The following is a 12,338-nucleotide window of genomic DNA, read 5'->3' as shown; positions in this document are numbered from 1 at the left end:
GATGTCTTACTATTGCACGCTTTGCCCTCCGGTTTCAGCTGCCGGTGGTCAGCTGGCTATCCGATCGTTTCCGGGGCTCAGTGCGGATGTCCGGGTGCTCTCGTCGCCACGTCGAGCAGCGCTGATCGCGCCTTAAGATAAGACTGCTTCTGCTGCAAGTCGGCCGGATGATCGATGGTGAGCCCGGCCAGATAGCCCTGCCAGATGGCCAAGTAGGCCTTCTGCGAATTGCGCAGCAGCCGATCCTGGCCGGCGGGTAACTGGTCCGTAGCAGACTTCTCTTCGGCAGCGGCCTGGGTCTGGCAACTGCTCAGCCGCTGACGAAAGTCCGCCAGCCGCCCTTGTTCGCCCGCCAAGCGGGCGTTGTTGCCATGCAGCACCAGCAACTCGCAGCCATAGAGGGCGCTGTGCAACCGGGCCTGCAACGTCCAGCTGGGCGAGCGATTCAGGTCGACACCCGCACTCGCTGACTGGGCCGGTCGCTGCACGGCGCAGCCACCCAGGGTCAGCAGCAGGACGAGCAGCAGGGGAGGGCTCAGGCGCATCTTCCGGTCTCGGCAAGCCTTGTGCGGGCACCAGCCTATTGGTAACGCTGCCATTCCCGATACTTGTCCATCAGGTAGTTACCGACCGGTTGCGACTTCTTGCAGTCCTCACCGCTCAGTGGGCTGGGTTCGCAGACGGAGTCGGCCGAGCTGTAGTGGTTGCAGCCGGTCAGTAGCAGGGCGAGGCATAGCAGGAGCGGTTTCAAACGGTATTCTCAAGAGATGATAGGCAACGACCGCCGGTGAGCGTGCGCGAATAGTCGCGGCCTCACCGGCGGTCAAACAGCGCTTATTAGGGGCTTCGCCGCGGTTTGCTACTTGAATTGATGGTCACGTCATCGATGATGGTGGTCGCCAGCGCCTGAATCTGATCGGACGTCATCGCCGAGAATACACCCTCCCAGGCACTGGAAGAGGTGTCGTAGCTACGGGTCGCCAGCGTTTCCCCCGAGGTGGCGTCCTGGTAGCGGACCTGGGCGCTGATCCAGGCATTGCCTGCCATCACCCCCACCGTATAGCGCAGGCCTGAGCTCATGTAGCGAAAATTGGTGACCTCGATGGTAGCCAGGGTCGCTGCCGTCTTCGGCCGCTCGGTCAGTACCCGTAGTCCCTTGGCCTGGCCCTTGGCGCGCAGTGCCTCCAGCCATTCGCTTTTCAGCAGCGGCCATTTTTCGTTGGCCTGAACCTTGGCGTCGGCCTTGAACGATACCACCAGCGTAGTTTTGGCATCGGCATAGACGGGAATCGGCGTCTGATCCGCAGAGGAGGTGACCTTGGCGGCGCAGCCGCCAACCAGCAGGAGTGCAGCGACAACGACGAATCTGATCATCGGTTGGCTCCGGGTGATGGAAGATCCGGCTGCAGAAGCGCTCGCCATGCGCTGAGCGAGACGTTGGCAAGCCGGTCAGGGCAGTCTAGTCGCTGCTGCGAGAAGTGGTGCCCGTGGGTGCAAGGAGTCCGGTAGCCCGGCCATGGCGACCGCTCCACTGTCGAACTCCAGGCACAAAAAAACCGCCTCAATGGGCGGTTCTTCTGGGCGTCCATGAATCGCGAAGGAGATCACGGAAGATACGGCTTGGTGCCCCGGGGGAGACTCGAACTCCCACTCCTTTCGGAAACGGATTTTGAATCCGCCGCGTCTACCGGTTCCGCCACCGGGGCAATGGCGGCGGAGTATAGGGATGCGGGCAGGTCCGGTCAATCCAAAGTGCGTTGGTGAAAAAGGCCGCTTCCGGTAAGCTGTGCGGCCTTTCGAGATCTACCTGCCATGCACGTCGCCGACTTCCATTTCGACCTTCCCGAATCACTCATCGCCCGTCATCCGCTGGCCGAGCGCCGCGGCAGTCGATTGCTGGTGCTCGACGGCCCCAGCGGTGAGCTGAGCCATCGCCGCTTCGGCGATCTGCTGGGCTATTTGCAGCCGGGCGACCTGATGGTGTTCAACGACACCCGGGTGATTCCGGCGCGGCTGTTCGGCCAGAAGGCCAGTGGCGGCAAGCTGGAGATCCTGGTGGAGCGGGTGCTGGACGAGGAGCGAGTGCTGGCCCATGTGCGGTCCAGCAAATCGCCCAAACCGGGCAGCCGCATCCTCATCGACGGCGGTGCCGAGGCCGAGATGGTGGCGCGCCACGAGGCGCTGTTCGAACTGAAATTCGCCGAGCCTGTGCTGCCGCTGCTGGAGCGGGTCGGTCATATGCCGTTGCCGCCGTATATCGACCGGCCCGACGAGGCCGAGGATCGCGAGCGCTACCAGACCGTCTATGCACGCAACGCCGGTGCAGTGGCCGCGCCCACCGCCGGACTGCACTTCGACGAGCCGCTGCTGGAGGCCATCCGCGCCAAGGGCGTGGCAACCGCCTTCGTCACCCTGCACGTCGGCGCCGGCACCTTCCAGCCGGTGCGAGTCGAGCGCATCGAAGACCACCACATGCACCGCGAGTGGCTGCAGGTCGACCAGGCCGTGGTGGACGCCGTGGCCGCCTGCCGCGCCCGTGGTGGTCGGGTGATCGCCGTCGGCACCACCAGCGTGCGTTCGCTGGAAAGTGCGGCCCGTGACGGCGAGCTCAAGGCCTTCGCCGGCGAGACGGACATCTTTCTCTATCCCGGCCGGCCCTTCCATGTGGTCGATGCACTGGTGACCAACTTCCACCTGCCCGAGTCGACCCTGCTGATGCTGGTGTCGGCCTTCGCCGGTTACCGCGAGACCATGGCCGCCTATGCGACGGCCGTGGCCGAGGGCTATCGCTTCTTCAGTTATGGCGACGCCATGTTCATCACCCGCAATCCCGGGGCCCAGGGCCCGGAGAGCTGATATGAGTTTCATGAATTTCGAATTGCTGGCCACCGAGGGCAAGGCCCGTCGCGGTCGCCTGACCTTTCCCCGCGGCGTGGTCGAGACCCCGGCCTTCATGCCGGTCGGTACCTACGGCACGGTCAAGGGCATGCTGCCCGACAGCGTCGCCGACATCGGCGCCCAGATCATCCTGGGCAACACCTTCCATCTCTGGCTGCGGCCCGGGACCGAGGTGATCCAGCGCCACGGCGACCTGCACGACTTCATGCAGTGGCAGGGGCCGATCCTCACCGATTCCGGCGGCTTCCAGGTGTTCAGCCTGGGCGCGCTGCGCAAGATCAAGGAGGAGGGCGTCTACTTCGCCTCGCCGGTGGACGGCGCCAAGGTGTTCATGGGCCCCGAGGAATCCATGGCGGTGCAACGCGCCCTGGGCTCGGACATCGTGATGATCTTCGACGAGTGCACCCCTTATCCGGCGGACTTCGACACCGCGCGCCGCTCCATGGAGCTGTCGCTGCGCTGGGCCAAGCGCTCCCGGGAAGCCCATGGCGACAACCCCTCGGCGCTGTTCGGCATCGTCCAGGGCGGCATGCACGAGGAGCTGCGCCTGAGGTCCCTGGAGGGCCTGGAAGGCATCGGCTTCGACGGCTACGCCATTGGCGGCCTGTCGGTGGGCGAGCCCAAGGAAGAGATGATCCGCGTGCTGGACTTCCTGCCGCCGCACCTGCCGGCGGACAAGCCGCGCTACCTGATGGGCGTGGGCAAGCCGGAAGACCTGGTGGAAGGCGTGCGCCGTGGCGTCGACATGTTCGACTGCGTGATGCCCACCCGCAACGCGCGCAACGGCCATCTGTTCATCGACACCGGCGTGCTCAAGTTGCGCAATGCCGTGCATCGTCACGACGAGACGCCGCTGGATCCCACCTGCGACTGTTACACCTGCAAACATTTCTCCCGGGCCTATCTGCACCATCTGGATAAATGCGGGGAAATGCTGGGGAGTATGCTGAATACGATCCACAACCTGCGGTATTACCAGCGGGTGATGGCCGGTTTGCGCCAGGCTATCCAAGAGGGTAAATTGGCCGACTTTGTGGACGCCTTCTATGCTCGGCGCGGCCTGCCTACGCCGCCGCTCGACCGCTGAAAGCCCCTGTCCGATCGTCCAGGCGAAACGGCGCTCGCGCGTCCTTCGTCAGGTGCGTGACCGGGGTTCTGCAGCGGTCGAACCGGTGGTGAGCGACCCCCGGCATCTCTTCTTTTTCCGTCATCCAACTCTGCAAGGAGTAGTGCAATGAGTTTTCTGATTTCCACGGCCCAGGCCCAGGAAGCTGCCGCGCCGGCCGCCAACGCCGCACCGGGAGGTGAATACATTCAGTTCATCTTCCTGATCGGCTTCGTGGTGATCTTCTATTTCCTGATCTGGCGTCCCCAGGCCAAGCGCACCAAGGATCACAAGAACCTGATCGGCGGTCTGCAGAAGGGTGACGAAGTGGTGACCACCGGTGGCATCGCCGGTCGCATCAACAAGGTCACCGACGAGTTCGTGGTGCTGGAAGTGTCCGACAACGTCGAACTCAAGTTCCAGAAGGGCGCCATCGCCGCGACCCTGCCGAAGGGCACCCTGAAGGCCCTCTGAGCCTTCCTAAATCTAGCTAACACCGGGGCGCGCAAGGCGCCCCGCCTTTATCTCGGGCGGTGTCATGCTCAACAAATATCCCCTCTGGAAGTACCTGCTGATCCTGGCCGTACTGGTCGTGGGCGCCATCTATTCGGTTCCTAATCTGTACCCCGACGATCCGGCCGTGCAGGTCAGCGCTTCCAGCACCGAACGTACGGTGACGCCGGCCGAGGTGCAGCGTGTGAACGCGGCCCTGGCCGAGGCTCATCTGGCCGTGAAGTCCAGTGATCTCAATGCTAACGGCAGCCGGGTGCTGATCCGCCTGATGCGCGCCGACGATCAGCTGCCGGCCCAGGAAGTGGTCCGTCGTACCCTCGGCGACGACTTCGTGGTGGCCCTGAACCTGGCGCCCACTACCCCGCAGTGGTTGCGCAAGCTGGGCGCCAGCCCCATGAAACTGGGCCTGGACCTCTCCGGCGGGGTGCATTTCCTGCTGGCGGTGGACATGGACAAGGCCGTGGACGCGCGCCTGAAGGTCTATGACAACGAGGTCAAGACCCTGCTGCGCCGCGAGAAGGTGCGCTATCGCAGCATGCCCGAGCAGAACGGCGCCCTGCAGCTCGGCTTCACCGACGCCGCCGACCTGCAGCAGGCCCAGGGCCTGATCCGCAAGAACTACACCGATTTCGAGCTGACCACCGACACCCGGGGCGACCTGCAGGTGCTGCGTCTGCAGCTGACCGAGGCCAAGCTGCGCGAGATCCGCAACTATGCCGTCACCCAGAACCTGACCACGGTGCGCAACCGGGTCAACGAACTGGGCGTGGCCGAGCCGCTGGTACAGCGCCAGGGCGCCGACCGCATCGTGGTCGAGCTGCCGGGCGTGCAGGACACCGCCGAAGCCAAGCGCATCCTCGGCAAGACCGCCAACCTGGAATTCCGCCTGGCCGCCACCGCGGACACGCCGCGTGCTTCCACCGAGAGCTTCGAGTTCCGCGAGCCCGGTCGTCCCGCGGTACCCCTGGAGCGTAACGTCATCATCACCGGTGACCAGGTCACCGACGCCTCCGCCAGCTTCGACGAGAACGGCCGGCCCCAGGTCAACATCCGCCTGGATGGCCACGGTGGCGATCTGATCAACCGTGCCACCCGCACCAACGTCGGCCGCAGCATGGCCGTGGTGTTCATCGAGCAGCGCCCGGTCACCCGCTACACCACCCAGACCGTGGACGGCGTGCAGAAGGAAGTGGCGGTGCCCGGCTTCGAGGAAGAGCGGCGCATCATCAGCCTGGCGACCATCCAGTCGGCCCTGGGCAACAGCTTCCGCATCACCGGCCTGAACGGTTCGGGCGAGGCCTCGGAACTGGCGCTGCTGCTGCGTGCCGGTGGCCTGGCCGCGCCCATGTACTTCGCCGAAGAGCGTACCCTCGGCCCGAGCCTGGGCGCCGACAACATCGAGAAGGGCATCGACGCCTCCATCTGGGGCATGATCTTCGTCTCGCTGTTCCTGATCGCCATCTACCGCTTCTTCGGGGTGCTGGCGACCATCGCCCTGGCGTTCAACATGGTGCTGCTGATGGCGCTGATGTCCATCCTGCATGCCACCCTGACGCTGCCGGGTATCGCCGGTATCGTGCTGACCATGGGGCAGGCGGTGGACGCCAACGTGCTGATCTTCTCGCGGATCCGTGAAGAGATCGCCAATGGCATGCCGATCCAGCGCGCCATCCACGAAGGTTTCAATCGGGCCTTCACGGCGATCCTGGACTCCAACCTGACGACCCTGCTGGTGGGCGCCATCCTGTTCGCCATGGGCACCGGGCCTGTCAAGGGCTTCGCCGTGACCATGTCGCTGGGTATCTTCACCTCCCTGTTCACCGCCATCTTCGTGACCCGTGCCATGGTCAACCTGATTTATGGCGGCCGGAACGTCAAGAAGCTGTGGATTTGAGGACGCGGCCATGAAAAAGACCATCAACTTCATGGGCGTACGCAATATCGCGTTCGCCATCACCGCGCTCCTGACCGTACTGGCGCTGTTCAGCTGGTTCTACAAGGGGCTGAACTTCGGCCTGGACTTCACCGGCGGTACCCTGATCGAGCTGCGCTACGAGCAGCCGGCCGACCTCGGCAAGATCCGTCAGGAATTGCAGGGCGCCGGCTTCGAAGACGCCGTGGTGCAGAGCTTCGGCGCCACCACCGACGTGCTGGTACGGATGCCGGGTGACGATCCCCAACTGGGCCAGAAGGTGACCGGCGCGCTGCAGCAGGCGAGCACCGAGAACTTCTCCCTGACCCGTACCGAGTTCGTCGGTCCGCAGGTGGGCGAGGAGCTGCGTGACCAGGGTGGCCTGGGCATGCTGCTGGCCCTGGGCAGCGTGCTGGTCTACGTGGCCTTCCGCTTCCAGTGGAAGTTCGCCGTGGGCGCCATCCTGTCGCTGGTGCACGACGTGGTGGTGACCCTGGGGCTGCTGTCGTTCTTCCAGATCACCTTCGACCTGACGGTGCTGGCGGCGGTCCTGGCGATCATCGGTTACTCGCTCAACGACACCATCGTGGTGTTCGACCGGGTGCGGGAGAACTTCCGGGTGCTGCGCAAGGCCGACCTGATCGAGAACATCAACGTCTCGACCACCCAGACCCTGCTACGGACCCTGGCGACCTCGATCTCGACCCTGCTCGCCGTGGGAGCCCTGCTGATCTTTGGTGGCGACAACCTGTTCGGCTTCTCGCTGGCGCTGTTCATCGGCGTGATGGCCGGTACCTACTCGTCGATCTATATCGCCAACGTGGTGCTGATCTGGCTGGATCTGAAGAGCGAGGACCTGATTCCGCCGCAGGCCAAGGAACTCGACGAGCGTCCCTGATGTCGCAGGCATGGCAAAGGGCCAGGTGCCCGCTATGACAGAGTAGTCAGGAGGTTGTAGTGAACAAGTCGATGCTCGTAGGTACGGTTCTGGGAGCCATCGTCGCCACCGCAGGTGGCGCCGTGGCGTACAGTTTCGTCGACCGCGGGCCTCAGTACGCCGAGGTCGTCGCCGTCCAGCCGGTCAAGGAAACGGTCAAGACCCCGCGCGAGGTCTGCAAGGAGGTCGCGGTGGCTCATCGGCGACCTGTTCAGGACCAACACCAGATCGCCGGGACCGCCGTAGGTGCGGTCGTCGGCGGTCTGCTGGGCAACCAGGTCGGCAACGGCAGCGGCAAGACCCTGGCGACCATCGCCGGTGCCGTGGGCGGTGGTTACGCCGGCAACAAGGGTCAGGAATACATGCAGAACCGCGACACCTACACCACCACCCAGACCCGCTGCAACACGGTTACCGACAGCAAGGATCAGGTGGTCGGCTATGACGTCAAGTATCTGCTGGATGGCAAGATCGGCCAGGTCCGCATGGACCACGAGCCGGGCAAGCAACTGGAAGTGAAGAACGGCCAGGTGCTGGCCAGCCAGTGATCCGCCTTGACCGCTGAAGCCCCAGGGCTTCAGCCCATGAAAAAACCCGCTACCAATCACCTGGTAGCGGGTTTTTTCATGGGGGTTTCGTGCTGATCGAAACGCTCTTCCACGCTGGCCAGAGGCGCAGGGCGCCCTGGCCGGAGCCGTCACTCAGACGGCGGGGCGGGGGGTTTCCGCTTTGGGCCGAAGCCACCGCCGGGCGGAGATCCACGCCGGCGCCTCGAACAGACCGTTGATGCCACGGGCTTCCAGCAGCTTGGCGATGGCCACGGGCACCAGGATGCCGAAGGCGCAACCGGCGACGATGTGCAGCAGGCCGTCGTTGATGTGCAGGCCCTTGCTCAGGACGATGCGCGCACCGCTGCCACTCAGTACGTGCATCACGTAGATGGGCATGGACAGCGCCCCAAGGGTCAGCACCCACTGCAGCGGCCGTTGCGCCAGCACCATGCAGGTGGCGCTGACGAAGACGATGCCGTTCAGCGCCAGGACCAGGGTGGCCAGGCCACGATCGGTATAGACCAGGCCCAGCAGGCCATGGAACCAGTACTCCAGCACCACGAACAGCAGACCCGAGCCCAGCATCACCCGGCCGGCCTGTTCCTCGATGGCCTGCTTGAAGTTGTTGAACCAGACGCCGAAGGCGAAGAACACGAAGTTCTGCGCGGTGAAGGTGAAGAAGAAGTCTTCCGGGCCGGCGTTCTGGAACAGATAGACCAGGGCGCCAAAGGCGAACACGGCAAAGAAGGCCAGCGGCTTGGCCCAGCGATAGGCGAGCATGGCCAGGCAGAACACCAGGAACAGGGCATAGAGGAACCAGAACTGCTGGCGTGGCTCCCAGACCGTCAGGACTTCGCTGAAGCTGACGCCGCCATTGGTGTAGCGCGACATCAGCGCCTCCACCGAGCCCTGCAACAGCGACCACACCAGGAAGGGATAGACGATGGTGTCGATCTTGTTCACAAACAGGCCGCCGGTGCCGCGCTTGACGAAGGAGCTGTAGAAGAACAGGCCGGAAAGAAAGAAGAACAGCGGCATGTGGAAGCTGTAGATGACGCTGTCCACCAGGCCGTGGAATTCGGCGTCCTGCAGGATGCCGGCGTTGAGCAGGCCGCGGACGACATGGCCATAGACGACCAGCACGATGCCAATGGCTTTCGCGTAGTCGACCCAGAGATTGCGAGTGTTCATTGAATGATCCTTTTCAAAGGAGAACCTGTGCCGCTGAAGCCAAGCGCTGGGGGCAAACGAAAGCAGGAACGCTGCGGCGCCAGAGCGCGCATCGCGACAGGTTCGGTCATGGTAGGACTCCCGAAGGAACGACGTCCGTAAGTAGCCGGTTACAGGAAGGGGCTCCTTGCCCGCGTTCTGACCATGGCTATCTGCCATTGTTCATGGCTTGTTTCCGGCCAGGCGTGAACGGGGCGACACTTTGGCCGCCCGGGGGACAACTGTCCGACGAGCTGTAACCGGATGTTTAAAGCGAGTCTTTGACGAACTGCAACTGCCGCTCCTTGAGCAGGGGTTCGTAACGTGGCGAGGTGTAGATCAGCAGGACCTGTTTCCGACGTGCCGCCTGGGCGCTGAACTTGTAGACCACGGTGTCGTGATCGAAGGCCAGATAGGCCTGGGCGTTGTCGTCCTGGCTCAGGCGTTCGAAGGCGGCGGCCGATGACTGGGAGGAGGGCTTGCCATACTTCTGGGTGAGGCCTTCGGCGATCAGAAAGGACTGGGCCAGGGGCGTGACGATGGACAGCCGCAGGAAGCGACCATCGATGAAGAAGGCACCGGCCTCGACTTTTTCACCGGCGAAGGCGAGGTCGTTGCATTCGAAATACTCGACGCCGACCACGTCGATCTTGCGCGGCTGGAAGGTGCAGAGCTTTTTCGCCAGAAAGGCCTTCAGCTCGGTGCCGAAGGCGATGCCCGCATAGCCATCAACGGCCTGGGCCGGCGCCGGGACGAGCACCAGCAGCGCCAACAGGGGCACGAGAAGAGGCGACAGGTAGGACCTGACGGTCATGGTGATCTGGATTCCCTTCACAAAGGCCCTGGGGCCCACTCAACCCGACGGATGCTAGAAGCTCCGCCGGGGCTTTGCCACCGCTGTCGACGGCTTTTGTCGAGGGGTTCAGGGTTGGCGTCAGGCGATGCCAGGCGGAATCTGGTCCTTGCCGTAGTCCTTGAGCTTTTCCAGGTTCTCCGGCTTCTGGTGCTCGGGGACGTCGTCGCCTTCGGCGGGGGTGTCCTGGGGTTCCTGGTCTCGGGTGTCTTCGCTCATGGCAGCGCTCTCGGCAGGGGGTGTCCGACTTTGAGGGGAGCGCCTGGCCGGCGGTTCCGCAGGATCAGGCGTTGACGCCATCGGTGAGCCAACCCTCGCGCCGGGCCAGGCGCCAGGCGAGGAGGGCGGAAATCAGTCCGCGCAACGCCATGAAGGTCAGAAAGGCCAGCCACAGGCCGTGATTGCCGAGGCCGCGCAGCAACCCGCCGAGGGGCAGTGATAGCAGCAGGGCAAGGAGCATCGAGTTGCGCATCTCGCGGGCGCGGGTGGCGCCGATGAAGAGGCCGTCCAGCAGGTAGCTGACCATGGCGATCAAGGGCAGCAGCGCAAGATAGGGCAGGTAGGCATGGGCCTCTTGGCGCACCGCGGCGATGTCGCTCTGCAGGGCGACGAACAGATCACCGCCCAGGGCGAAGGCGACGGCGAACACTAGGCTGGCCAGCAGCGACCAGCCACCGGCGATCACCAGCACCCGGCGCAGGGTGGCGCCTTCGCGAGCGCCGAGGGCATGACCGGCCAGGGCTTCCACCGCATGGGCGAGGCCGTCGAGGGCGAAGGCGGTGACCAGCAGGCCATTGAGCAGCAGGGCGTTGACTGCCACCGTGGTCTCGCCCAGCTGGGCGCCCTGGGCGGCGAACAGCAGGAACACCGCCTGCAGCGCCAGGGAGCGGATGAAGATGTCGCGATTGACCGCCAGCAGCGGGCGCCAGCTGGCGAGCTGGCGCAGCGCCTGGCGATCGATCCGTCCCGGCCACAGCCGCAGGCGGCGCAGCACCAGCCCGAGGCCGAGCAGCATGCCGCTCCATTCCGCCAGGACCGAGGCCAGGGCGATGCCCTGCACCCCGGCGCCCAGGCCGAGCACGAAAGTGGTCACCAGCAGCAGGTTCAGGGCATTGGTGGTGAGCAGCAGCACCAGCGGCGTGCGTGCATCCTGGGTGCCGAGCAGCCAGCCGATCAGCGCGTAGCTGAGCAGCGCCGCAGGCAGGCCGAGCAGGCGCAGGTGCAGGAAGCGCGCGGCCAGCTCGGCGAAGGCGGGATCCAGGCCGAGCCAGGCGAGCAGCGGCTCCAGCGCCAGGCTGGCCATCAGCAGCAGGACCAGCGATAACCCGAGGCCTAGCAGACCGGCTTGCAAGAGGATCTGGCGCAGGGCGGCGCCATCACGGCGCCCGCTGGCCTGGGCGGCGAAACCGGTGGTGCCCATGCGCAGGAAGGCGAGGATGCCGAGCAGGGCGGTGTAGAAGGCGCCGCCCATGGCCACCGCGGCGAGCTGGCGGGCTTGCGGCAGGTGACCGGCGATGGCGCTGTCGACCAGGGTCACCAGCGGTACGCTGAGATTGGACAGGATCATGGGCGCGGCCAGGGCCCAGACGCGGCGGTGCAGCAGGGGATGACGCCAGTCGGCAAGCAGGGTGGACATGGGCTAATCGCAGCGGCGGCGGAGGAGGCATTGTAGGCCAGCCAGTCCGGATGGTCCTCCGCCGCCGCGCCTGCGGGTGTCAGTCCAGTTGGCCGCCGCCTTCGCGCAGGTCCGCCGTGGTGGTCGCCGCGCAGGTGAGCGCCAGGCGCAGGCCGGCGACCAGGGTCTCCAGGGCCATGGACGGCGCCCCGGGCTGGTTGGCGGCCTGGGCCGGCAGATAAGGAATATGGATGAACCCGCCGCGTACCCCGGTGCCCTGCAGGCGATGCTGCAGGCCGTAGAAGACGTGGTTGCAGACGAAGGTACCGGCGGTCTGGGACACCGCCGCGGGAAAGCCGGCGGCGCGCAGGGCATGGACCATGGCCTTGATCGGCAGGGTGCTGAAGTAGGCCGCGGGGCCGCCGGGCACCACCGGTTCGTCGATGGGCTGACGTCCGACATTGTCGGGGATGCGGGCATCGTCGACGTTGATGGCGATGCGTTCCAGCGACAGCTCGGCCCGCCCGCCGGCCTGGCCGACCGCTACCACCAGGGTGGGACGATAGCGGTCGAGCAACTCGTCCAGCACCCGAAGGGCGGCGCCGAATTCGGTCGGCAACTGCGCCGCGACCACGGGTAGATCGCCGAGGCGTTCGCCGTCGAGTCGGCGCACGGCCTCCCAGGAAGGGTTGAGCTCTTCGCCACCGAAGGGCGCGAAGCCGGTGAGCAGCAGGGTCATGGGATA

The 12,338-nt window shown here is 65.1% G+C and carries 14 protein-coding genes and 1 tRNA gene; 6 read left to right on the top strand and 9 right to left on the bottom strand.

Annotated elements, in window-relative coordinates; genetic code table 11:
• Window positions 1–77 precede the first annotated feature (77 nt).
• The 4 genes from LRS53_RS17350 to LRS53_RS17335 all read right to left on the bottom strand — a co-directional run bounded on the left by LRS53_RS17350 (window position 78) and on the right by LRS53_RS17335 (window position 1,706).
• Window positions 78–545 carry a hypothetical protein gene (locus LRS53_RS17350; RefSeq protein WP_231356715.1) on the bottom strand — a complete coding sequence of 156 codons (468 nt, stop codon included), beginning with the start codon at window positions 543–545 and terminating at the stop codon, window positions 78–80.
• Window positions 546–580: 35 nt separating this feature from the next.
• Window positions 581–751: a hypothetical protein gene (locus LRS53_RS17345; RefSeq protein ID WP_231356714.1), complete on the bottom strand. Its 171-nt coding sequence runs from the start codon at window positions 749–751 to the stop codon at window positions 581–583.
• A gap of 86 nt (window positions 752–837) precedes the next feature.
• On the bottom strand, window positions 838–1,374 hold the full coding sequence (locus tag LRS53_RS17340; protein ID WP_231356713.1) for a DUF4410 domain-containing protein: 537 nt from the start codon (window positions 1,372–1,374) through the stop codon (window positions 838–840).
• Window positions 1,375–1,621: 247 nt separating this feature from the next.
• Window positions 1,622–1,706 (bottom strand) — tRNA-Leu (locus LRS53_RS17335).
• A 106-nt stretch (window positions 1,707–1,812) separates the two neighbouring features.
• Between LRS53_RS17335 and queA the strand changes: the two genes are divergently transcribed.
• From queA to LRS53_RS17305, 6 genes are all read left to right on the top strand, one after another.
• On the top strand, window positions 1,813–2,856 hold the full coding sequence (queA, locus tag LRS53_RS17330; RefSeq protein WP_231356712.1) for a tRNA preQ1(34) S-adenosylmethionine ribosyltransferase-isomerase QueA: 1,044 nt from the start codon (window positions 1,813–1,815) through the stop codon (window positions 2,854–2,856).
• Between the two features lie 10 nt (window positions 2,857–2,866).
• On the top strand, window positions 2,867–3,985 hold the full coding sequence (gene tgt / locus LRS53_RS17325) for a tRNA guanosine(34) transglycosylase Tgt (protein WP_051226203.1): 1,119 nt from the start codon (window positions 2,867–2,869) through the stop codon (window positions 3,983–3,985).
• Window positions 3,986–4,132: 147 nt separating this feature from the next.
• Window positions 4,133–4,477 (top strand): preprotein translocase subunit YajC, encoded by a 345-nt coding sequence (gene yajC / locus LRS53_RS17320; RefSeq protein WP_007162951.1) that lies wholly within the window; start codon window positions 4,133–4,135, stop codon window positions 4,475–4,477.
• 64 nt (window positions 4,478–4,541) lie between these two features.
• Complete coding sequence (secD, locus tag LRS53_RS17315; RefSeq protein WP_231356711.1) at window positions 4,542–6,410, top strand: protein translocase subunit SecD; 1,869 nt, start codon at window positions 4,542–4,544, stop codon at window positions 6,408–6,410.
• Window positions 6,411–6,420: 10 nt separating this feature from the next.
• Entirely contained in the window at window positions 6,421–7,326 is a 906-nt protein-coding gene (gene secF, locus LRS53_RS17310) for a protein translocase subunit SecF (protein ID WP_017642542.1), read from the top strand.
• A gap of 59 nt (window positions 7,327–7,385) precedes the next feature.
• The gene (locus LRS53_RS17305; RefSeq protein WP_231356710.1) at window positions 7,386–7,913 is read left to right on the top strand and encodes a glycine zipper 2TM domain-containing protein; all 528 of its coding nucleotides are present in this window, start codon (window positions 7,386–7,388) and stop codon (window positions 7,911–7,913) included.
• A gap of 153 nt (window positions 7,914–8,066) precedes the next feature.
• On the opposite strand, the gene LRS53_RS17300 is transcribed toward LRS53_RS17305, so the two are convergent.
• The 5 genes from LRS53_RS17300 to pcp form a co-directional block, all read right to left on the bottom strand.
• Window positions 8,067–9,107: an acyltransferase family protein gene (locus tag LRS53_RS17300; RefSeq protein ID WP_231356709.1), complete on the bottom strand. Its 1,041-nt coding sequence runs from the start codon at window positions 9,105–9,107 to the stop codon at window positions 8,067–8,069.
• Between the two features lie 286 nt (window positions 9,108–9,393).
• Window positions 9,394–9,939, bottom strand: a complete 546-nt coding sequence (locus tag LRS53_RS17295) for a hypothetical protein (RefSeq protein ID WP_231356708.1) — start codon at window positions 9,937–9,939, stop codon at window positions 9,394–9,396.
• 120 nt (window positions 9,940–10,059) lie between these two features.
• Window positions 10,060–10,197, bottom strand: coding sequence for a hypothetical protein (locus LRS53_RS17290; protein WP_167348556.1), 138 nt, complete (start codon window positions 10,195–10,197; stop codon window positions 10,060–10,062).
• 64 nt (window positions 10,198–10,261) lie between these two features.
• The gene (locus LRS53_RS17285) at window positions 10,262–11,614 is read right to left on the bottom strand and encodes an MATE family efflux transporter (RefSeq protein ID WP_231356707.1); all 1,353 of its coding nucleotides are present in this window, start codon (window positions 11,612–11,614) and stop codon (window positions 10,262–10,264) included.
• A gap of 79 nt (window positions 11,615–11,693) precedes the next feature.
• Entirely contained in the window at window positions 11,694–12,332 is a 639-nt protein-coding gene (pcp, locus tag LRS53_RS17280) for a pyroglutamyl-peptidase I (RefSeq protein WP_231356706.1), read from the bottom strand.
• Window positions 12,333–12,338 lie beyond the last annotated feature (6 nt).

It is taken from the genome of Pseudomonas sp. PLB05, from assembly GCF_021106615.1.
Taxonomy (GTDB): Bacteria; Pseudomonadota; Gammaproteobacteria; order Pseudomonadales; family Pseudomonadaceae; genus Chryseomonas; species Chryseomonas benzopyrenica.
This window is presented reverse-complemented; position numbering and strand designations above follow the sequence as displayed.